Genomic DNA, 23311 nt, shown 5'->3' with positions numbered 1-23311 from the left:
TGGATAATTGAAATGTCGGAAATGATGGCAACCGCCAATGCCAAGAGCATTGAGGAAATCAAGTCCTTTCTAAGCCGCCAGAAAGAGGTTTACAAAATTCCCTATGAAACTCACCCGGCAGACCGCCCCCGTCAATGCGTGTTCGGCGGCACTTCCAACGCCCTTGACTTTCTCCCCCTTGACCGTTCCGGCAACCGCCGATTTATCCCGGTCATGGTGTACCCGGAGCAAGCCGAGGTTCACATTTTGGAGGACGAAGCCGCTTCCAGAGCCTATATCAGCCAGATGTGGGCGGAAGCAATGGAGATTTACCGAAGCGGCATGTTCAAGCTGTCATTCAGCCCCAGCCATGCAGCGGTATCTCAAAGAACACCAGCGGGATTTTATGCCGGAGGACACCAAAGCCGGGATGATACAGGCGTACCTTGATAAGTACACCGGGGAAACGGTCTGTTCCAAGCAGCTCTACAAGGAAGCCTTAAACCACACCTTTGACGAGCCGAAGCAATGGGAAATCCGGGAAATCAACGAGATAATGAACCAGTGCATTACCGGGTGGAACTACTTTTCCAATCCGAGAATGTTTGCGGAATACGGCAGACAAAAGGGCTGGGAGCGTGAAATCCCGGCAACGGACACCGACAACCCGCCCGAAAAATCTATGGACGGTTTTGTGGAGGTCACAGAGCAGATGGAGCTTCCATTCTGAAAATGACAGCCCGTTGCCGACTTCCGTTGCTATCCCGTTGCCGAGCCGGTTGCCGGGGAAAATCCCTTATTTCCGGGCTTTTCTCCCTCTATGACAACCAAAACAACAGAAAAATAAAAGAAAAGTATAAATAGTAACCAACGCCAGATTGAGATTGTTTGCAAGGTCTTTTGAAGCCCGTTGCCGGACTTCGTTGCCGACCACCCTCTGTCTGGCTATTTTCATGTATGGAGGATAACTGCCTATGGCAAAAAACAAGACCAGAGATTCAAGTGACCACCGTATTTGACGGGGAACTGGACGCCACCGATGTGTTCGTCAGCCTGATTTCCCAGAAATACGGCAAAACAAATACAAAAGAATATCTTGCTAAAAAGAAAGATTTGAAGTATAATGAAGATGAGGTTCAACAGAGCCAGATACCGTCTGGATTGTGTGGGTAAATGGCTATGATGAACGAAATGGAATACAGAACAATCGGTTCAGCACTTGCCGGGGGCTATCGTGCGGCGGTCTATTGCAGGCTGTCAAAGGACGATGACCTGCAAGGCGAAAGTGCCAGTATCGCAAACCAGCGTGATATGCTGGAAAAATACTGCGAAAAGCAGGGATGGGAGGTTGTGGCAGTCTATCAGGACGATGGCTTCACAGGTCTTAATATGGAGCGTCCTGATTTACAGAGAATGTTGAGAGCCATTGAGCGCAGGCAAATCAACCTTGTCATCACGAAAGACCTCAGCCGACTGGGGCGTAACTATCTGCAAACCGGGCATTTGATTGAGGACTTTTTCCCAAGAAACGGTGTCCGCTATATCGCCATGAATGACGGTATCGACACCCTGCGGGATAACAACGACATCGCCCCGTTCAAGAATATCCTGAACGAGATGTACAGCAAGGATATTTCCAAGAAAGTCCATTCCTCTTATCTTCTGAAAGCGCAGAAAGGACAGTTTACCGGGTGTCTTGCCCCGTTTGGGTATCGGAAAGACCCGGAGGACAAAAACCATCTGCTCATTGACGAGGAAACCGCCCCGATTGTGCGGCTGATTTTCGGATATGCCCTAAACGGTCATGGTCCGAACTATATCCGCAGACGGCTGGAGGAAGAAAAAATCCCCTGCCCCACATGGTGGAACCGGGAACGGGGGCTTCGCAATACCCGCACCAAATGGGAAAAGAAAGACCCGGAAAACGGGCGGTATATGTGGGACTTCTCCGTTATCAAAGACCTTTTGATGAATCCCGTCTACACCGGGGCGATTGCTTCCCAGAAAAAAGACTACCGTTTCAAAATCGGCACGATTGGGGAAAAGAAGCCGGAGGACTGGATTGTGGTGGAGGGACAGCATGAACCGCTGATTGACCGCATGAGCTTTGACATTGTGCAGAACAAGCTGAAATCCCGCCAGCGTCCGGGGCAGACCAATGAAATCAGCCTGTTTGCCGGACTGATAAAATGCGGCGAGTGTGGGAAGTCGCTGACGGTACGCTACACAAACGCAAAACATCCCCAGCGGATTTACTCCTGCAAGACCTACAATGCCTTTGGAAAGAACCACTGCACCCAGCACCGGATTGACTATGACACCCTTTACAGCCATGTGCTGCGGAAAATCCGGGAATGTGCCAGAGCTGCCCTGATGGACGGGGAAGCGGTTGCTGACCGCCTGACCAATACCTGTGAAGCCGAGCAGCGGGAACAGCGGGAAGCAATGGAACGCTCCCTTACAAGGGACGAGGAACGGATTGAGGTTCTGGACAAAATGGTCATGCGGCTTTATGAGGATATGATTGCAGGGCGTATCAGTGAGCAGAATTTCAACACCATGCTGGAAAAGACACAGACCGAGCAGACGGAGCTTAAAACAAAAGTGTCCGAGGGCAGAAAGCGGCTGTCCGATGAAGTCCAGCTTGCCAATGACGCAAAACAATGGGTGGAAGCCATTCAGGAATATGCCAACATCACAGAGCTGGACGCAGCCACCCTCAACCGCTTAATCAAAGAAATCGTCGTGCATGAGCGCATTGACGAAGATAAAACAAGACACATTTCTATCGAAATTCATTTTAATCTCAAACCCATCCCGGAGGTGGAACAGGTCACTGCCTGACCTGTCCCGCCGGGACGGTTCTCTTAAAAAACACCATATAGATTTTTTGTACGCCGCCGCCCGCCATCGAGCAGAGTTTTACACCTAATTGGGGATCAGACCGCTGGTGAGCTGGTGCCGGAATCATGCTGCTGGGAACTACCCTGATTCCACAGCTGGCAACATTGTTCTCTTAAGAGGAGTGGTAGATGAACACCATCATTGAGAGAATTACGGAAGCGATAAAGGATATCCTGATCGGGCTTATCAAGTCATGTTTGGATAACATGTTCACGTCTGTCAATGAGCAGGTGGGAACCATAGCCGGGCAGGTGGGACAGACACCGCAGGGATGGAATGCAGGGATCTTTAATCTGATCCAGAACATTTCCCAGACAGTAATTGTCCCCATTGCGGGACTGATCATCACCTTTGTCTTGTGCTATGAGCTGATTACGATGGTAACGCAGAAAAACAATTTCCATGAATTTGAGACTTACAACATTTTCCTCTGGATTTTCAAGGCGTATGTAGCCATTTATTTGGTGACAAATACGTTCAATATCACGATGGCGGTCTTTGATGTTGGCCAGCATGTGGTCAACAATGCCGCCGGGGTGATCTCCGGGAACACAGCGGTGGATGCATCAGAAGCAGTCGCAAGGATTGTGGATGCACTGGAAGATATGGAACTGGGGGATTTGTTCCTGCTATCCATGGAAACGCTGTTGATCAGTATTACCATGCGGATTCTGTCGATCATCATAACCGTTATTTTGTACGGAAGAATGATAGAAATTTACCTTTATACTTCCATAGCACCAATTCCGTTTGCCACCATGACCAATAAGGAATGGGGCAATATCGGAAACAACTATTTAAAAGGCTTGTTCGCACTGGCATTTCAGGGATTCTTCATGATGGTCTGTGTGGGAATTTATGCAGTTTTAGTAAATGCAATGACCATATCCAGTGACCTTCATGCAGCAATGTTTTCAGTAGCGGCGTATACCGTGATTCTTGCATTTTCATTATTCAAGACCGGAAGCCTTAGCAAATCAATATTCAATGCCCACTAACGGGCAGGAAAGGAGCGCATACCATGGCGTATGTACCAGTACCAAAAGACCTTACCAAGGTCAAAACAGAAAGTAGCGTTAAATCTGACAAAGCGGCAGTTGATTTTCTTTTCACTTGCCGCAGTTGTGGGAATTCCGTTTTATCTGTTCATGAGAAAACCAATCGGTTCCAGTATCGCTGCCATTCTGATGGTAACGATCATGCTTCCGTTTTTCTTCATGGCGATGTATGAAAAAGACGGGCTTCCCTTTGAAAAAGTGGTGGCAAATATCATTCGACAGAAGTTTATATGTCCAGCGGTAAGACCATATAAGACAGAAAATTTTTATCAGGAGATTTCCACCCTTGTAAAAAAGGAGGGTGTGCCGGATGGCAAAAAAGACAAAGCAGGAGGCTCAGCAGGAGCGTCTGTCCCTGGCGGAAAAAAGAAACCGTCAGGAAAGAAGAAACAAAAAAAGCAGAAAAGAAAGAGAACAGGAAAAGCGTAGGAAGAAGCAGGAAACGGGATCGTGAGGAAACAGAAAAACATTCCTACAACTGCACAGCAGAGTATTCCGTATATTCGGACGCTGCAGGATGGTATCTGCCAGGTGACAAAGACCTTTTTCTCTAAGACAATTCAGTTTTATGACATCAATTATCAGCTGGCTTTAAATGAGGATAAGACCACGATATTTGAGAATTACTGTGATTTTTTAAATTACTTTGATTCTTCCATCAGTGTGCAGCTGTCCTTTATCAATCAGCAGGTGGATGTGGCTGAATTTGAGAAAAGTATTGATATTCCGGATCAGAACGATGACTTCAATGCCATTCGTGAGGAGTACCGGACCATGTTAAAAAATCAGCTTTCCAAGGGAAACAATGGTCTGGTGAAAACCAAGTATATCACTTTTGGAATCGAAGCAGAAAGCCTGAAGGTGGCAAGACCAAGGCTTGAAAGGATTGAAGCCGATATCCTGAACAACTTTAAAGTTCTGGGAGCACAGGCACATTCCTTAAATGGTCTGGAGCGACTGGAGATTCTGTATCATGTGTTCAACCAGGATCGGATTGAACCATTTAAGTTCCAGTACAAGATGCTGCCGGAAACAGGATTAAAGACCAAAGACTTTATTGCACCAACTTCCTTTAACTTTTCCAAGAATCAGACATTTCTGATGGGAAAGACCATGGGAAGCGTGAGTTATCTGCAGATCCTGGCACCGGAGCTTACAACGGATGCTTGCAGATTTCCTGGATGTGGATGACAGCATCAATGTCAATATTCATATCCAGTCCATTGACCAGAGTTCTGCTGATCAAGATGATCAGAGCAAGATTTCAGATTTGGATAAGATGAAGATTGAAGAGCAGAAGCGGGCGGTACGTTCCGGGTATGACATGGATGTGCTTCCATCGGATCTTGTGACCTACGGGGAAGAAGCAAAGAATCTGCTGGAAGATTTACAGTCCAGAAATGAGCGTATGTTTCTTGTGACAGTGTTGGTGATGAATACCGCAAAGAAGCGTCAGAAGCTGGATAACAATATCTTCCAGGTACAGGGTATCGCACAAAAATACAACTGTTCCTTAAAACAGCTGGACTATCAGCAGGAAGCAGCATTGATGTCCTGTATTCCACTGGGAGTCAATCGAATTGAGATTCAGAGAGGGCTTACCACATCGGCAACAGCGATCTTTGTGCCATTTACGACACAGGAACTGTTCCAGGAAGGGGAAGCTCTTTATTATGGATTGAATGCATTATCCAACAACATGATTATGGTTGACCGGAAGCGTCTGAAGAACCCGAATGGACTGATTCTTGGTACACCTGGTTCCGGTAAATCCTTCTCAGCAAAAAGAGAAATTACGAACTGTTTCCTGATTACGGAGGACGATATTATTATTTGTGATCCAGAAGCCGAGTATTATCCACTGGTGCAGGCACTGCACGGACAGGTCATCCGGATTTCACCGGTATCAGACCAGTATATCAATCCGATGGATCTGAACCTGAATTATTCAGAGGAAGATAATCCGCTGTCCTTAAAGGCAGATTTTATTCTGTCCCTGTGTGAACTGATTGTCGGTGGAAAGAATGGACTGGAACCGGTAGAAAAGACGATCATTGACCGTTGTGTGCGGCTGGTCTATCAGGAATATCTCGCTGATCCGGTGCCAGAGAAGATGCCGATACTGGAGGATTTATATAATCTGTTGCGGAAACAGGAAGAGCCGGAAGCACAGCGTCTGGCAACTTCATTGGAGATTTACGTTACAGGTTCCCTAAATGTATTTAATCATCGCACAAATGTGGACATCAACAACCGTATCGTATGTTTTGATATCAAGGAGCTTGGAAAACAGCTGAAGAAGATCGGGATGCTGATTGTGCAGGACCAGGTATGGAACCGAGTGACGATCAACCGTTCCGCTCATAAATCCACCCGTTACTATGTGGATGAATTCCATCTTCTCTTAAAAGAAGAACAGACAGCAGCCTACAGCGTGGAAATCTGGAAGCGATTCCGTAAATGGGGCGGTATTCCGACAGGAATTACCCAGAACATTAAGGATCTTTTAGCTTCCAGGGAAATCGAGAATATTTTTGAAAACTCTGATTTTATCTATATGCTCAACCAGGCATCCGGTGACAGGCAGATTCTGGCTAAACAGTTGAATATTTCACCAACCCAGCTGTCTTATGTAACCAACAGTAATGAGGGTGAAGGACTTCTGTTCTATGGAAATGTGATTATTCCGTTTGTAGACAGATTCCCGAAGAATTCCCTTTATAAGATTATGACAACCCGCCCGGAGGAAACAGCCGAAGCAGGGTAATACAGGAGGAGTAAAACAATGTTACAGGTAATTTCATATGGATTGACATTTTGTGGCGGTGCTGTATTTGGCATCGCTTTTCTTTGTTTATTACAGGCAGGGAAAGGGTATCCGAAGAAGGAGGAGTAATCAGTGGCAGAACAGAGAATGAAAGTCAGGGATAAGAAAGTCCAGAAAATGACCAAGGATGGTCTGGTGGAAGAAAACCTGACGGATAAATCTTCTGTTCGTGTCAGTAACCGTGCCAGTGATGTGCAGATGGGAGGAAAACAGGGGGAAAAAGAAGTAAGCCTTGTGGATAAGTCTTCCCGCCAGTCTGAACGGAGTGGGAAAAATATTCGTCCCTCTGTGCAAAAATCCAGAGATGCACCGGAACTGATACGGGCAGAGAAGCAAAGTGAGGATCTTGGACAGAGTAGAAAACAGCAAAATAGAAAAAGAATCCGTGCTGAAGTCGGAAAAGAATCCAGACTTGCAGAAAAATCCGAAGCCGGACAGTCAGGGAGACTGAAAGAAAAACGTGCGGATCTATCAGAAAACAGAGGAGACAGCCGGAGAAATCAGACCGGTGGTAGCAAAAAGCCAAAACAAAAACAGCGTTTGAAGTTTGCTTATGAGGAAACTGGTGCTTCTGTGAAAAATGATAAAGATATGGAGAAATTGAACCAGATGGATACGGATGGAGTCAATTTCCGACATCAGAAACAGAAGGAAAAAGCCAAAAAGTTTTCTTATGAGGAAGCAAAAAAGAAGAAGGAAGCAAAGCAGCATTCCAAGAAGGCACAGGTCTATCAGGCAAATGATGGAGAAGCTCCTGGAAAGAAGAAATCCCGCTTGAAGTTTGGCGAAGGGGAATCTGTGAAAACAGAAAAAACTTCTGTTGTCAAGAAAGCAGGAAGTGCAGCTTCCGCAGCATTGCACCGTGAGATCAGCAAAAATGAAGACGATAATGCGGCGGTAGAAGGTGCCCATAAGTTAGAAGAAAGCGGCGAAGGTGTTTACCGGCTGGAACAGAGAAGTGCCAGACGCAGGAAACAGAGGGCATTCAGAAAAAGAAGCAGACTTGAAAGACAGGAAGAGAAACAGACACAGGCGGCAGCCCGTCAGGAACAGAAGAAACTGAAAAAACAGATTCAGAAGCAACAGATCAAACGGGATTATGCCAAAGCGAAGCGAAGTGAACAGACAGTAGGAACAGCTACAAAAGGTACGATTGATTATATCAAGAAGATTGGCGGCAAAGTCACCAACTTTTTTAAAGAAAACCGGAAGGTGTATATCAGTGTAGCAGTTCTGATCGGATTGATGTTTCTGATCATAACGAATGTCACGTCATGCTCTGCAGTGTTTTTACAAAATGTGATCACTTACACCGGAACCAGTTATCTGTCATCGGATCAGGCAATCCGGGAAGCGGAACTGTATTACACACAGCTGGAAGCTAATCTGCAGGAGCGGATCAACAATATGGAATCTGAAGAACCAGGACATGAGGAATACCGATATAACATCGGACCTATTGAGCATGATCCGTTTATCCTGATTAGTTATCTGTCTGCAAAGTATGAAGAATTTACTTTTGAACAGGTCAAGCCGGAGCTGGACGCCTTGTTTGCAGAGCAATATCATTTAACTACTGAAGCAGTCAATGAGACTGTAACGGAGACAGCAACAGTAAGAGTTGGAGAATCTTTGGGACAGGTTGTGACCAGTGGATATTGTAACTGTCCAATCTGTTGTGGTATTTGGAGCGGAGGACCGACTGCCAGTGGAGCATATCCAACTGCCAATCATACCTTAGCGGTAGATGCTTCCAATCCGTTTGTTCCAATGGGAACAAAGGTAGTTATGAATGGTGTCGAATATACCGTAGAAGATACCGGAGCTTTCGCAAGATACGGTGTACAATTTGATGTCTATTATGACAGTCATGCGGCAGCATCTGCACATGGACATCAGACCTGGGAATGTTATCTTGCAGATGATAACGGAAGCAATGAAGTCGAAGTGACCAGAATCAGAGATGTGGACACGCTGAATGTAACATTGACCAGTGGAAACCTGATGTCAATCTGTCAGGACAGGTTGGGATTTTTCCAGAAAGAACTGTTCAGTGCCTACAACGATACCAAAGGCAACCTGCAGATGTTTGCAACACCGGTTGATTTTAACTGGTATTCCAGTGTGACCAGCTATTATGGATATCGGATTCATCCAATATCAGGAGCAAATCAGTTACACAATGGTATGGATATCGGAGCACCGGAAGGGACAAAAGTAATGGCAGGGCTGACCGGAACGGTTACAACTTCTGCTTATAACGACAGCTATGGCAATTATGTTGTAATCAAGGACAGTAAAGGCTATGAACTGCGGTATGCACATTTAAGCAGCCGGAGTGTATCTGCAGGTGCATCCGTCACGAAAGGTGATGAGATCGGTCTTGTAGGAAATACCGGAAATTCTACAGGAAGCCATCTTCACATTGAACTTTTGAAAAATGGAGAGCGGTTAAACCCGATCTTTTATCTGGAAACAGGAGAAGGGACAGGCTTTGGTGGTAATGAATATACCAGTGAAGCAGCGCAACGTTTACTGGAAGAGGCTGCAAAATATCTTGGAACACCGTATGTGTGGGGCGGATATTCCCCAAGTGGATTCGATTGTTCCGGATTTGTCAGCTACTGTCTGGTTCATTCCGGGGTAAGAAATACGGGAAGGCTGACTGCACAGGGACTGTACAACATTTGTACGCCAGTATCCCAGTCAGAAGCACAGCCAGGAGATCTGATCTTCTTTACCGGAACCTACGATGCAGGAGAACCAGTAACGCATATTGGAATCTATGTGGGCAATGGTCAGATGATCCATTGTGGGCATCCGGTTCAGTACACGTCCATCAACTCTCCATACTGGCAGAGCCATTTCTATGGATTCGGGCGATGGTAAGGAAAAGGGCGGTATAACAGCCGCCCGGAAAGGAGAAGAGATGAAAAGTCTTGAAAAAGCAACGGCAGATTATGAGAAAGCCAAGGAAAAAATGGAAGCATCTAAAGCCAGATATGAAGCAGATTTAAAGCGGTTCAAGGCTGCGGAGATTGCAAAAACAGAAGCAGAAAATCTGGAAATTGTAAGAATTATCCGTGCAATGGATATGAGTATTCCGGAATTGGAAGCTTTTAAAAAGAAAATGAAAAATGAGTTGCCCGGCAGGGTAGAAATACAGAAGGAGGAAATAAAAGCCGATGATGAATCTGGAAAAAATGAAACAGAAGAAGAGAACAAATACTAAAAGCAGGGTAAAAAAGAGTCTGCTTGCAGCAACGACATTTCTTTGCCTGACAACACCTTTGCTCCAGACACAGACTGCTTATGCAGCTGAGAATACCACGCCTGCAATCACGATTGAGAAACCGGATGGATGGAAACAGGGAGAAACAACCATTGCTGTTACGGTAGATGCCAGCCATATGCCGGAAGGTTTCTCAATAGCAAAGATTGAAGCAAAAGCAGGAAAAGATGGAAGCTGGCAGGATGTAACTGGAAGCGGAAGTATCACGATCACAGGAAATCAGACAGTGTATGTGCGTGTGACAGATGGTGATGGAAAGGTGTATGAGCAGAATCGTTCTATTAAGTGTTATGACACGGAAAAGCCGACACTCTCTGCTTCCCTGACAGATGGTGTGCTGACGATTCAGGGGAATGATACAGTATCCGGGATTACTGCAGTAACAGTTAATGGCACCACTTATACAGATCTGAAGGATGGAATGCTGAGAGTGCAACTGACACAGAAAGATTTTACTACAAAACAGATTGAGATTACGGTAACAGACGGTGCCGGAAATACTTCTGAAAAGTATGTGTTGCAGAATCCTTATTATGAATGGGCAAAGAAGCAGGCAGAGAAACAGAAAACCTCCAGTGACAGCAATGGTGCAATGGCAACTACGACCAGTGCAGATGCAACGGGAACTGAAAAAACAACGACTTCTCCGCTTCCGCAGGATGCACAAGCTTCTGAGCCAACAGATGCAAAAGGAACTGTGGATGATCGGACAGTGACAGGTATTGAGGAACAGCTTAATAAAGAAGGCGAGACAGCAGATTCTGTTACTAAAACAGCTACGGAAGGCACAAAAGAGTTTTATACCATTTCAACTAAGAGTGGTAAGATTTTTTATCTGATCATCGACAATTCAAAATCTCAGGATAATGTGTATTTCCTTACAGAAGTCAGCGAGAAAGATCTGATGAACTTCACACTTTCTGATTCCGTGACACTTCCGGAAGTAGATACTGTTTATGCAGAACCAGAGAAACAGGCTGAAGAAGAAAAGCCGGAAACAACTGAGACAGCTGAGAAAGATAAGGTAGAGGATGAAATCCAGATGCCAGAAGATAAAGGTCCATTTGGAACGTATCTTCTGATTGCACTGGTTGCAGTAGGAGCTGCGGCAGGAGGATATTACTTCAAAGTCTATAAACCAAAGCATGAATATGATGACGAGGATGAGATGGAAGAGGATGAAGATGAATCCGAAGATTCAGAATCTGAAAAGCGGGAAGTAGACGATGCAGATGAGCAGGAAGAAAGTATAGAACCAGAAATCCTGAGAGACGAGGATTTTGATGATGCTGTGCTGGAAGATGAAGAAGAGGAGCAGGAGTAAATGAAATTAGTGATTGCAGAAAAGCCATCGGTTGCGATGGCACTGGCTTCCGTGATTGGAGCCAGAACAAGAAAAGATGGCTACGTGGAAGGAAACGGTTATCTCGTTTCCTGGTGCGTAGGACATCTGGTTGGATTATGTGATGCATCAGAATACGATGAAAAATATAAAAAATGGAGATATGAAGATCTGCCGATTGTGCCGGAATGTTGGAAACACAGGGTATTGGAAGGCACGAAAAAGCAGTTTGGAATCTTGAAAAAACTGATGCGAGATTCCAAAGTAGATGAAGTAATCTGTGCTACAGATGCCGGGCGGGAAGGAGAACTAATCTTCCGTCTGGTGTATGAGCAGGCAGGATGCAAAAAGCCGATGAAGCGGCTCTGGATCTCTTCCATGGAGGAACAGGCAATTAAAGATGGATTTGCGTCATTAAAAGACGGTTCGTGTTATGACAGTCTCTATCAGTCAGCACTTTGCAGGGCAAAGGCAGACTGGCTGGTGGGAATCAATGCGAGCCGTCTTTTTTCCGTTCTGTATAACCAGAATCTGAAAGTTGGAAGAGTACAGACACCAACACTTGCCATGATCGTGGATCGAAATCAGAAGATCAAGGAATTTACCAAAGAAAAATATTATATGGCTCATATCAAGTTTGACGAGATGGATGCGGTCACAGAGCATTTTCAGAAAAAAGAAGATGCAGATAGAGTGGCTGCGGACTGTATGGAGCGTATGTGCGAAGTGGAAAAGGATGATGTGAAAGAAAAAACGGTCCGTCCTCCGAAGCTCTATGATTTGACCACTCTGCAGAGGGAAGCAAACAGAATGTTTGGTTATACCGCACAGCAGACATTGGATGCCGTGCAGGAGATGTATGAGCAGAAGCTGGTCACTTATCCGAGAACAGACAGCCAGTATCTGACAGATGAGATGGGAGAAAGCACTGAAACACTGATTCAGATGTTACTTGGGAAAATGCCTTATGCTGAAGGTCTGGAATATCACCCAGACGTGAGTAAGGTATTAAATTCAAAGAAAGTATCCGATCACCATGCGATTATCCCAACCATGGAAGTAGCCAAAGCAGATATTGGTGAACTGAAAGAACGAAACCGCAAGATTTTGTATCTGATCAGTGCCAGGGTTCTGACAGCAACTGCAGATCCTTATATTTATGAAAGCCATAAATGCCAGATCACCTGCAATTATCATACGTTTTATCTCACAGCAAAGAAAACAAAGCAGGAAGGATTCAAGGCGATCGAAAATAAATTGAAACAGTTCTTTGGCGTAAAGATTGAGAAAGAAGAGCCGGAGCTGGATATCTGGGCAGGCAAGCATTATGGTCCCTGTGATTCTTTGGTATCGGAGCATTTCACACAGCCACCGAAACAGTACACAGAAGATACCCTGCTTTCTGCGATGGAACGTGCAGGGAATGAAGAACTGACCGAAGATACAGAAAAGAAAGGACTTGGTACTCCGGCAACAAGGGCAGCAATCATTGAAAAACTGATTCAGTCTGGTTTTGTGAAAAGGGAAAAGAAAAATCTGGTGCCGACAGATGATGGTAATGTATTGATTACAGTTCTGCCAGATGAGATTAAATCTCCGAAGATGACCGCAGAGTGGGAAATGGCATTGAATCACATTGCCCAGAATACAGAGACAGCAGATGAATTCCTAAATGGGATTACAGAACTGATGCAGGAACTGGTTGCCAGGTATCAGGGAATTTCAGAAGAAAAGAAAAATCAGTTTCAGGGAAAGGCAAAAGGAGAAGTCATTGACAAATGTCCCCGATGTGGAGCAGATGTCCAGGAAGGGAAAGTAAACTTTTACTGTTCTGACCGGAACTGTACTTTTACCTTATGGAAGAATGATAAATTCCTTGCGAGTCAGGGAAAAAAGATGGATAAGACGGCAGCAAAGAAGTTCCTGTCTAAAGGAAAAATCCATTATAAGGATCTGGTATCAAGAAAAACAGGGAGACAGTACGAAGCAACTGTGGAGATGGTTGATCCCGGAGAGGGAAATGTACAGTTCAATCTGATTTTTCCACAACGATAAGTAGTGTATTGCAGGCAGTCTAAGGACTGTCTGTTTTAATACAAATATATGAAAGAGAGGACCTTAGCATGAAGAAAAAAGGTAATTTTAGAAAAGTAGTATCTGGCTTGCTGGCAGGCATGACAATGCTTAGTACAGTGCTATCTCCGATGACGGCATATGCAGCGGAGATCCAGCCAGAGGAGAAACCTCCACTTTATGAGGAAGTGAAAGACCTTCTGGATGAAGATGAGGTGGTGACTGCCAAAGATTATGAAATTGAAACAGGCAGTGTATTTAATGTGAAATCAGATTATACCGGACTGGAAATCAAGGATGATAACAAGGTTAAAGTCACATTTGAGGAAGCAAAGAATGATAAGAATGAGGATTTTACGACAGATCATGCGGACACTTACAAAGCGGTCTATTATGTGGAACCGGTAAATCAGGAGCATCCGAAGTACCAGATCAGCCGAAAGCTGATTGTGCGTGAGAAAGAAACAGAAGTGCAGACAGAAACTGCAGGGAGTGAAGCAGTAACCGAATCAGAAACAGCTGGCAGTGAACAGCAGACAGAGGAAACGGAGAATTCAGAAGCAGACTCGGAATTGCTTCCAACAGAGGAAGTGACGGAAAGCGAGATAGAAGAATTTGATTCTCAGGCAAGCGAACTATTACCGGATATGGAAGAAGATACTGAAAATACAACGGATTCGGAAACAGGTCTTACAGTATCGGATGCAATGGAGCAGGCGGAAGAGGAAGGAATTGATTTATACGCCATGGAAGCTGGTGAAACAGTCACTTTTATGGCAAAGACAAGTGCAAGAAGTGTACAGAAAGTATCTGTTACAAGAGGAACTCTGTATCGTTATGCGGATTATGGTTATGGTTCTTATCTTACCTATCAGTATACGGTTCAGTTTGGAAATGTATCTGCGACTGCTTACTGTGTACAGCCATCAAAACCGGGACCAGGAACAGGTAATTACACGATTAGTAAAGTCGGAGATGGAAAAACATTAGCTAAGGTATGTTATTACGGAACCAAGGCAGCAGGAGATGAAGGATTCTTTACAGAAGAGAATGGTTATGGAAATCTTAGTGCTGGAGCAAAATTCATTCTTGTTCATCTGGCGGCTTCTTATGCTAATGGAAGTGGCGACGCTTTTTCCGGAGCGAATAGTACAGCCAAGAATTTAGCAATGAAATTGTATAATTATTGTGTTTCACAGCCAGAAATACCGGATGTAGCAATGTCATTTTCTGATGGAGATGTAAAAGCTTATGTGGATGGCAATTCACAGAGAACCAAAGATATTACATTCAAAGCAGATAAGCTACAGACAATTACGATGAAGCTTCCGTCTGGTGTGAAACTTCATAATCTAAGCACAGGCACAACAAGTAAAGCTGGTGCAAGTGTAGAAATTTGCGGAGGAACAAAGTTTTATCTTTCTGCACCACTGACACAGGTGAGTGACGTGGCACAGAGCTGGTCTTCTACAATGAAGGGAAGTATTACAAAAGATTACTCTGCTTATAAAATCACCACCGGATCTGACACGCAGGATCTTGCGTTGGTATTTGGTGAAGGTGTGACAGATGAAAAATATATTGATTTCAAAGTGTCTTGGATTGAACAGGCTACGATCGAAATCGTAAAGAAAGACGATACAGCGGATGTCAATCTTGCAGGTGCAGTATTCGGTGTATACAGCGATGAGGCATGTACAAAGCTGATCACTCAGATGCCGGCAACAGATAAGAATGGAAAATCCTCTGTTACGATCATCAAGACACAGGATACCGTTTATCTGAAAGAGATCACAGTGCCACAGGGATATGTAGTAAATGCAACGGCAACAAATGTGAAACTGGTAGCAAGTAAGACCTCGGCTGTGACCGTGGAAAACAAGGAGCAGCTGGCAGAGCTTACCATTTACAAAGAAGGTCAGGTTCTTATCGGTGCAGAAGTCAGTGAGAGTGGAACCGTATTCCAGTATGAGAACCGCAGACAGAAAAATGCAGTATATAACGTGTATGCCGGAGCGGATATCGTAACTGCTTATGGCACAAAAGTGTACAGCAAAGGTGACTTGGTAAAAGAAAATCTGACAACAGGTGAGAATGGTTCTGTCACACTGAAAAACCTGCATCTTGGAACCTATGTGGTAAAAGAAGCAAAAGCACCGGACAATTTCTATAACGGCAGCGAAGAAAAGCCAGTGACTCTGACCTATGCCGGACAGAATAAAGAAGTTGTATTTGCAGATGTGACTTTTAACAACGAGAGACAGAAAGCAGATGTTTCCGTAGTAAAACAGGATAAAGACACCAAGAAACCACTGAATGGCGGTATTTTTGCTCTGTATGCATCCGATGATATTAGAAATGCAGACGGAACCGTTGTTGTGAAAAAAGGAACACTGATTGAGAAAGCAACTACTGGAGCAGATGGGAATGCAAAATTCACAGCGGATCTTCCGATTGGATATTCCTATTTTGTAAAAGAAGATCAGGCACCGGAAGGCTATGTAAGAAATACAGAAGATGTGTATACGTTCAAGTTTTCTTACACCAATGATAAAGAAGCAACCGTATCTTTTGCCCATACCTTCAGTAATGACCGTGTGACAGCAAAGATCAATTTATTCAAAGTTGATAAAGAAACAGGAAAAGCAGTACCGCAGGGAGATGCCACACTGAAAGGTGCAGTTTATGGTCTGTATGCCCGTGAAGATATTGTGCATCCGGACGGAGCAACCGGAACTATTTATAAAGCAGGAGAACAGATAGCATCTCTTACAACAGATGACAAAGGACAGGCTTCTGTAAATGGCTTGTATCTTGGCAAATATTATATCAAAGAGATTACACCTCCGACCGGATACCTGGCAGATACAGAAGAGCATGATCTTACGTGCAGTTATGAAGGAGATATGACAGCAGAAGTGAAAAGAGAGTGCACTTCCAGTGAGCAGGTCATCAAGCAGCCATTCCAGATTATTAAAGCAGCCAACAATGGAAAGACAGATGCAGATCTGTTATCCGGAGCTGGATTTACAGTTTATCTGAAATCTTCCCTTACAAAGAAAGCAGATGGCAGTTATGATTTTGATTCTGCAAAACCAGTAGTGAGTGGAGAAAAAGGAGCAACTGAGATTTTCACAGATGAAAAAGGGTATGCCTGGCAGTATTCCATTACCATTTGGAAGCTATATCGTGCGTGAGACAACAACACCGCACAACTACAAGCCAGTCGATGATTTTGAAGTGAATATCACAGAGCATCATCCAAATGAGCCACAGATCTGGCGAGTGCTTCTGGATGAAGAGTTTAAGGCAAAACTGAAAATCGTGAAAAAAGACGATGAAACAAAGAAATCCGTCCTGATTGCAGGAACAGAATTTAAAGTGTACGACCTGGACAACAAGAAGTATGTGGAACAGGTAACAACTTACCCAGTGACAACAACCCATAAGTCCTATTTTACGGACAGCCAGGGATATCTGATCATGCCGAAGAATCTGAAGATCGGACATTACCGCATTGAGGAAGTCAACGCACCGGAAGGGTACACAATCAACAAGAACTATGTAGAGATTGCGGTGGATGCAAACACAGCATACCAGATGGATTCTGAGAGCGGAGATGCCATTATTACGGTAGATTACGAGAACCATCCGGTAAAAGGAAAGCTGACGATCTATAAAAAAGGTGAAATGCTGACCGGATTCAAAAAGGATTTTGTTTATGAAGAAAGATACCTTAAGGGTGCGGAATTTAATGTCTATGCAGCTGAAAATATCTATACACCGGATTATCAGAAAGATGAAAACGGAAACAGACAGCTGATCTATGCAAAAGATGCACTGGTAACAACGGTAACGACTGGAGAAGACGGAAAAGCAGTTGCAGAGAATCTGCCGCTTGGTTCTTACTATGTGGTAGAAAAGACTGCACCGGAAGGATTCGTACTGAACCATGACAGATCAGAAGTCGCATTTGTCTATGCCAATCAGGATACACCTGTGATCGAACAGGAAGTGACTGTTGGCGATGACCGACAGAAAGTTACAATCCAGGTAGAAAAACAGGATGCAGAAAATGGTGCAACCGTAGCTGGAGCTGTCTTTGGTATCTTTAACAAAGCGGATATTAAGGCGGATGGAAAAGTGATCGTGAAAGCAGACACACTCTTACAGGAAATGACTTCTGATAACGATGGACTTGCAGCATGTACGCTGGATCTGCCACTTGGACAGTATTATGTGAAGGAGTTAAAAGCATCGGCGGGATTTGTATCCTCTGATGAAGTTCTGAATCTGGATGCTTCTTACCAGGGACAGGATGTGAAGACAGTAAAACTGAAAACTGTGAAAAAGAACCAGCCGACAACAGTAGAAATCACGAAATCTGATGTAACAACAGGTGTGGAGCTGGATGGGGCAAAACTCACCGTTCTTGATAAAGAAGGAAATGTTGTGGATCAGTGGACGTCTGTAAAAGATCAGCCACATGTGATCAAACGCCTGACAGTTGGAGAGGAATACACTCTTCGTGAGGAAATGGCACCTTATGGATATCTGAAAGCAACGGATGTGAAGTTCACTCTGGAAGATACCGCAGAGATTCAGAAAGTAGAGATGAAAGATGAAGTACCGACAGGACTTCTGATCATCAACAAAAATGGAGAGTTTTTGGATAAGGTAACACTTTTGGATCATGTAAAAGGTACCGTGGAGCATCTTTTTGAGTATGTAACCGGAAGCCTTACAGATGTGACGTTCGATGTATTTGCTGCGGAAGATATCAAAGCGGCAGATGGTGTCAGTGAAGATTATTTCAAAACCGATGAAAAAGTGGGAACCATTACCACAGATTCCAATGGTATTGCACAGATGGGAGATCTCCCGGCTGGAAAATACTATGTGAAGGAAGTAAAAACAGCCCATGGTTATGTGCTGGACAAAGAGCCGAGATATGTTGACCTTTCCTACCGTGATCAGGACACACCAGTCATCACTTATGATGAGAAATGGCAGAATGCCCGTCAGAAAGTAAAGGTTACGGTTCTGAAGAAAGAAAAAGATACAGAACGTGTCCTTGCAGGTGGTGTCTTCGGTCTTTATACCAGTGAAAATATCAAAAATGCAAAGGGCGAGGTACTCCTTGAGAAAGACAGTCTGATTGAGCAGCGAGTAACGGATGAAAAAGGACAGATTACTTTTACGGCAGATCTTCCAGTAGATGGAAAATACTATGTGAAAGAAATCTTTGCGCCGGACGGATTTATTACAACAGATGAAGTACAGGAATTTACCTTTGAATATGCCGGAGAAGACCAGGCAGAAGTAAGCTACGACTTTATTTTTGAGAATCAGCCAACTACAGTGGAGCTGACCAAAACAGACCTGACAACAGGAAAAGAACTTCCAGGTGCACACCTGAAAGTAACGGATTCAGATGGCAATACAGTAGATGAATGGACTTCTACGGAAGAATCCCATGTGATCAAAGAACTGGTTGTTGGTAAGGAGTACACCATGACAGAGACAAAACCAGCAGATGGATATGTCACTGCAGAAAGTATTACTTTCACAGTAGAGAATACAGCAGAGGTTCAGAAGCATGAGATGAAAGATGATGTGACAAAAGTGCAGATCAGTAAGACGGATATCACAGGAGAAACGGAGATTCCAGGTGCAAAACTGACGGTTCTTGACAAAGACGATCAGGTAGTAGAGAGCTGGACTTCCACAGAGGAAGCACACTATATCGAAAAACTTCCAATCGGTAAATATACCTTACGTGAAGAGCAGGCACCGAAAGGATATCTTCTGACATCTGATGTAACATTTGAGGTGAAGGATACCGGAGAAATTCAGAAAGTAGCTATGAAAGATGATACTGCCAAGGGAAAAGTGATTCTCAATAAGGCAGATAAATCGTCAGGAGAACCGCTGAAAGGGGTAGAATTTGAACTCCGTGACAGCAAAGGAAAGGTTCTGGAAACCTTAAAGACAGATGCTGCCGGTCATGCAGAAAGTAAGCTGTATGAGATTGCCACATTTAAGAACGGCAAATATGATACCGCTATCAAGTATTATCTGGTGGAAACAAAGACACTGGACGGATACACGCTGGATCAGACCAAGCATGAAGTGACATTTGCTTATGCAGATGACAGTACACCGGTTGTAGAAGTTACCTTTAATCTGACAAATGAGAAACCGGAAGTTCCGGAAACACCGAACACACCGGATACACCACAGTCCCATGAAGAGACGAAGGTATCAAATGCACCGAAAACAGGTGACAGCACGAATATCTGGCTGCCGATCCTGCTTCTTGTGATCTCCACAGGAGGTATGGCAGGACTTTATATCAGTAGAAAAAGGAAAACCAAATAAGGAAACTAAAACCAACGGTTATGATTGGGAGCCTCTATGTGAGGCTCCCTTTTTCATACAAAAAATCACAGAAAGGAACAGAAAACTATGATGAAAGCAATGGAAAAAAGACAGGAAGCACGAAAAAACCAGGAGAAAACAGTAAAGAGAATGATGGCTTATCAGAAGAAAGCTGAGCAGATGGTCAACAGAAAAAGAATGAACCATCACATGATCAGAAAGGGGTAAAAGCGTATGATGAACAGAAAAGAATTTTATGAATATGTCAAAGACAATGTAAAGGAGTATCTGCCAGAGTCTTACAGGGACGCAGAAATTAAACTTCAGGAAGTAGAAAAAAACAATGGACTGAAGCTTACTGGCATTACAATTCCAAATGGGAATCAGAGAATCGTACCGACAGTCTATCTGGATTCCCTCTACCAGGAATATATCAATGGGAAAGATGTAGATTCTTGTGTTGGGGATGTAGCTGATATGCGTATTGAAGCACAGGGTAAAGCAGAATTTTTTGATATGGGAGTTCCGGATATTCTTGATTATGAAAAGATGAAGGACAAATTACAGATGAGAATTTGTGACAAAGAATGGAATACCGATCGTTTGGCAGACAAAGTAGTCACAGAACACGGAGATTTTGCAGCTTATTATGCAGTAAATCTGGAGGAAAATGGAGAGGGAATCAGCAGTATTCCAGTAACTGTTTCTCTGATGAACGAATGGGGAGTATCTGTCGAACAGATTCAGGCAGATGCGATGATGGCAGATAAGAACAGAGGCGTGCAACTGGTGGATATGACACAGATTATCGAATCTATGATTTTTGGAGGAACACCGAAGAATCTTTTGAATGAAAAACTGGATATGGAAACTGTGGAGAATCCAATGTTCTGCCTTACCAATGAATCTAAGATGAATGGAGCTTCCCTGTTACTGCAGGAAGATATTCGAAAACAGATTGGGGAATGCCTGGGAAGTGATTACTTTGTCATCCCATCTTCCGTTCATGAAGTGCTGATTCTCCCGGATAACGGTATTTTACAGGTTCCAGAATTAAATGCGATGGTACAGGAAGTCAATGAGACACAAGTGGAAAGACAGGAACAGCTTTCTGATAAGGTTCAGTTCTGTGACAAAAAGACCGCAGTATTGGAAAATGCTGAGCGCAGGGAAGCACGTCTGGAGAAAGAAAAAGTAGCCGAAAAAGCGGAAGTAAAAGGTGGAATCCATGGAAGATTGGAGAAAGCTAAGGCAGAAATCAAGGCAAAAGGGACGGATACAATCCCAAAGAGTAAGGCGAGAGATCTTGCTACAGCATTATAAAGTGAAAAGAAAACGATGGCTTATGGGGACTGTGCAGAGCAGTCCCCAATTTTTTGAAGTTGGAGGAGAAAAGAATATGGATTGGTGTTTATATGGTGAAGACAAAAGGAGGGAAATTGATAGAGATTTAAAACCGGAATATCTTTTGGATGATTTACGGAGATATCAGGATGTATTTGGCGAAGAGTTTGGTGTGAAAGAACTTCTTATGCTGGAGGATATCAGGGTAAAGGCTATGATTGCCGGAGCACTTGCAGATATGCCGGAATTTCTTGTTGATCAGATTGGAAAAGCAAATAATAGCAGTAGCTTTCCTTCCGTGACAAGGGCAATGGAACGGATTGCCGATGTTGTAGAAGAAAAGTGGGAAGAAGAAAGGGAGTAACAGATGGCAAATAAATTATATGCAATGGAGCAGCTGACGGAGGAAGTGGCAAAGGACGTTTCCGCTAATCCGCAGGAGTGGATACGTTTTCTAAATACTGCATCCAGGCTGTACCGGTACACTTTTCCGGAACAGCTCTTGATCTATGCACAGCGTCCGGGAGCAACAGCGGTGGCTTCCATGGAAATCTGGAACCAGAAGATGTACCGATGGATTAAAAAGGGTTCCAAAGGAATTGCCCTGATAGATAACACATCCGGACCAAAAACGAAGTTACGATATGTTTTTGATGTGCAGGATACTTATAAGGTAAAAAATCTTGGCAGAGATCCACAGTTATGGAACCTTAATCCGGAAGGAGAACAACTGGTGGCAGATTATCTGCAGGAACAGCTTGCACTGGAAACAACAGAGGGAGGCTTGCCAGAGGTTCTTCACCAGGCGGCAGAAGAAAGTGTGCAGGCCTGGCTACCGGATGCTTTCGATGAATTGCAAATGGATGTATCAGGTACTTTTCTGGAAGATTTGGACGAGCAGAATCAGAAAGTGGAGTTCCGGGAATTGATGACAAACAGTGTCTGGTATGTATTACTGAACCGATGTGGACTGGATGTACAGGAATATCTGGATGCAGAGGATTTTCGGCATATTACGGATTTTAACCAGTTAAAGGTTATGGGACATCTTGGAAGTTCTGTGAATGAGATCAGCAGACCGGTATTGATGCAGATTGGACGATATGTATTGGATGATCTGGAAAAAGATCTGAAAACGGTTGCAAAAGAAAAGAAAGTAGCTTATAATAAATTTAACACGTTAATTCGTGAAAGTGAAACAAAGAACACAGAAGATAGAGAAAAAAATAAGGAGGAAACAGAGCATGAGAGAGATCACTTACAGCCAGAACGGAGAGTATCAGATTCCAGATATCAGCCTGGAAGAGACAAGAGGAACAATCGGGAAGTACGGAATGATGAGGAAAGAGTATCTGAGAAATTACAAGGTAGCCAGGTTCAACATTCTGACACTGCAGAACCGTCTGGACAGTCATCTGATGGAGATCGACAGTCAGGCAAGACAGAGAGTAGACAACCTGATGAACGAACTTCTAGAGAAAGATCCGGCACCAGACAAGATGGCAGACACAATGGCATGGACCAGACACATGAACCAGATCAAAGCACAGGCAGAGGAACTGGTGATCCAGGAGATTATTTACAGTTAAGCCTGTTCCCAACAGAAGAGGAACAGTTTGGAGAAATAAGGAAAGCGGCAGCTGCATTAGAACAGCCGGCCGCTTTTCTTATTTCCGATGAAGTAGTCGATCATATCCTTCGCACAGGTAGTGGGCAGAAAAATACACTGTTTCATATTACTGCAAGATTGATCGAAGGTCTGGACAATGAAGAAATGCAAAGCTTCCTGAAAGATGAATATGGCACCGGAGGAAAAGGATTTACCATAGATAATCAGAAAATCAGTATCTGGTACGACAACGATGGTATCCGTATCCGGCGAGGTGACTCTGCAAGAAGAAACTTTGACCGTATCGTTACGTGGGAAGAAGCTGCTGACAGGATCCGGGATATGTATGAGGAGGGAAATTACGTTGATAATCTTATCTCCAATAATGCTATCGAGCAGGAACAGAAAGAAATGACAGATCTTCTGGCACTTCATTTCCGAGATACAAATAGAAATACGGAAGAATACCGGTCTTATACGGATTGGCAGGATACCATTCGGA

Annotated in this window: 12 protein-coding genes and 5 pseudogenes; all 17 read left to right on the top strand. The window is 44.0% G+C overall.

Going from position 1 to position 23311, the window contains the following annotated elements; all coding sequences use genetic code 11:
- A pseudogene (locus AC075L_RS20560) lies at positions 1-709 on the top strand (VapE domain-containing protein); the annotation flags it as partial.
- Between the two features lie 244 nt (positions 710-953).
- A pseudogene (locus AC075L_RS20555) lies at positions 954-1152 on the top strand (hypothetical protein).
- Positions 1153-2823: a recombinase family protein gene (locus AC075L_RS20550; RefSeq protein ID WP_412376902.1), complete on the top strand. Its 1671-nt coding sequence runs from the start codon at positions 1153-1155 to the stop codon at positions 2821-2823.
- Positions 2824-3011: 188 nt separating this feature from the next.
- The gene (locus tag AC075L_RS20545; protein WP_012744298.1) at positions 3012-3881 is read left to right on the top strand and encodes a VirB6/TrbL-like conjugal transfer protein, CD1112 family; all 870 of its coding nucleotides are present in this window, start codon (positions 3012-3014) and stop codon (positions 3879-3881) included.
- 23 nt (positions 3882-3904) lie between these two features.
- Positions 3905-4370 (top strand): annotated as a pseudogene (locus tag AC075L_RS20540) (PrgI family protein).
- A gap of 21 nt (positions 4371-4391) precedes the next feature.
- Positions 4392-6708: pseudogene (locus tag AC075L_RS20535) on the top strand (VirB4-like conjugal transfer ATPase, CD1110 family).
- A gap of 18 nt (positions 6709-6726) precedes the next feature.
- On the top strand, positions 6727-6837 hold the full coding sequence (locus tag AC075L_RS20530) for a hypothetical protein (RefSeq protein WP_023922645.1): 111 nt from the start codon (positions 6727-6729) through the stop codon (positions 6835-6837).
- A gap of 18 nt (positions 6838-6855) precedes the next feature.
- A complete protein-coding gene (locus AC075L_RS20525; protein WP_044905510.1) occupies positions 6856-9657 on the top strand; it encodes a CD1108 family mobile element protein in 2802 nt (933 codons plus the stop codon).
- A complete protein-coding gene (locus AC075L_RS20520) occupies positions 9638-10000 on the top strand; it encodes a DUF4315 family protein (protein WP_012744294.1) in 363 nt (120 codons plus the stop codon). The genes AC075L_RS20525 and AC075L_RS20520 overlap by 20 nt, the downstream gene beginning before the upstream one ends.
- The gene (locus tag AC075L_RS20515; protein ID WP_476388104.1) at positions 9954-11384 is read left to right on the top strand and encodes a CD1107 family mobile element protein; all 1431 of its coding nucleotides are present in this window, start codon (positions 9954-9956) and stop codon (positions 11382-11384) included. The genes AC075L_RS20520 and AC075L_RS20515 overlap by 47 nt, the downstream gene beginning before the upstream one ends.
- Positions 11385-13457: a DNA topoisomerase 3 gene (locus AC075L_RS20510; RefSeq protein WP_118409346.1), complete on the top strand. Its 2073-nt coding sequence runs from the start codon at positions 11385-11387 to the stop codon at positions 13455-13457.
- Between the two features lie 68 nt (positions 13458-13525).
- Positions 13526-19856, top strand: a pseudogene (locus tag AC075L_RS20505) (SpaA isopeptide-forming pilin-related protein).
- A gap of 87 nt (positions 19857-19943) precedes the next feature.
- Entirely contained in the window at positions 19944-20084 is a 141-nt protein-coding gene (locus AC075L_RS20500; RefSeq protein ID WP_012744289.1) for a hypothetical protein, read from the top strand.
- Between the two features lie 6 nt (positions 20085-20090).
- A complete protein-coding gene (locus tag AC075L_RS20495) occupies positions 20091-21179 on the top strand; it encodes a DUF5688 family protein (protein WP_012744288.1) in 1089 nt (362 codons plus the stop codon).
- 76 nt (positions 21180-21255) lie between these two features.
- Positions 21256-21564, top strand: coding sequence for a hypothetical protein (locus tag AC075L_RS20490; protein WP_023922639.1), 309 nt, complete (start codon positions 21256-21258; stop codon positions 21562-21564).
- An 880-nt stretch (positions 21565-22444) separates the two neighbouring features.
- A complete protein-coding gene (locus AC075L_RS20485) occupies positions 22445-22789 on the top strand; it encodes a TnpV protein (protein ID WP_081717104.1) in 345 nt (114 codons plus the stop codon).
- A partial coding sequence (locus AC075L_RS20480; RefSeq protein WP_476388103.1) for a hypothetical protein occupies positions 22717-23311 on the top strand: 595 nt, incomplete at its 3' end. The genes AC075L_RS20485 and AC075L_RS20480, both read left to right, overlap by 73 nt.

The organism is Blautia sp. ZXY-1-B12 (assembly GCF_056339915.1).
The sequence above is the reverse complement of the archived record's forward strand: the minus strand, read 5'-3'. Positions and strand labels throughout refer to the sequence as shown.

What these genes read in the sequence shown, in the direction of transcription:
- AC075L_RS20520 (WP_012744294.1), top strand. Translation starts at nt 9,638, where the DNA reads ATGGATTCGGGCGATGGTAAGGAAAAGGGCGGTATAACAGCCGCCCGG.
- AC075L_RS20495 (WP_012744288.1), top strand. Translation starts at nt 20,091, where the DNA reads ATGATGAACAGAAAAGAATTTTATGAATATGTCAAAGACAATGTAAAG.
- AC075L_RS20500 (WP_012744289.1), top strand. Translation starts at nt 19,944, where the DNA reads ATGATGAAAGCAATGGAAAAAAGACAGGAAGCACGAAAAAACCAGGAG.
- AC075L_RS20530 (WP_023922645.1), top strand. Translation starts at nt 6,727, where the DNA reads ATGTTACAGGTAATTTCATATGGATTGACATTTTGTGGCGGTGCTGTA.
- AC075L_RS20545 (WP_012744298.1), top strand. Translation starts at nt 3,012, where the DNA reads ATGAACACCATCATTGAGAGAATTACGGAAGCGATAAAGGATATCCTG.
- AC075L_RS20550 (WP_412376902.1), top strand. Translation starts at nt 1,153, where the DNA reads ATGGCTATGATGAACGAAATGGAATACAGAACAATCGGTTCAGCACTT.
- AC075L_RS20490 (WP_023922639.1), top strand. Translation starts at nt 21,256, where the DNA reads ATGGATTGGTGTTTATATGGTGAAGACAAAAGGAGGGAAATTGATAGA.
- AC075L_RS20485 (WP_081717104.1), top strand. Translation starts at nt 22,445, where the DNA reads ATGAGAGAGATCACTTACAGCCAGAACGGAGAGTATCAGATTCCAGAT.
- AC075L_RS20515 (WP_476388104.1), top strand. Translation starts at nt 9,954, where the DNA reads ATGATGAATCTGGAAAAAATGAAACAGAAGAAGAGAACAAATACTAAA.
- AC075L_RS20510 (WP_118409346.1), top strand. Translation starts at nt 11,385, where the DNA reads ATGAAATTAGTGATTGCAGAAAAGCCATCGGTTGCGATGGCACTGGCT.
- AC075L_RS20525 (WP_044905510.1), top strand. Translation starts at nt 6,856, where the DNA reads ATGAAAGTCAGGGATAAGAAAGTCCAGAAAATGACCAAGGATGGTCTG.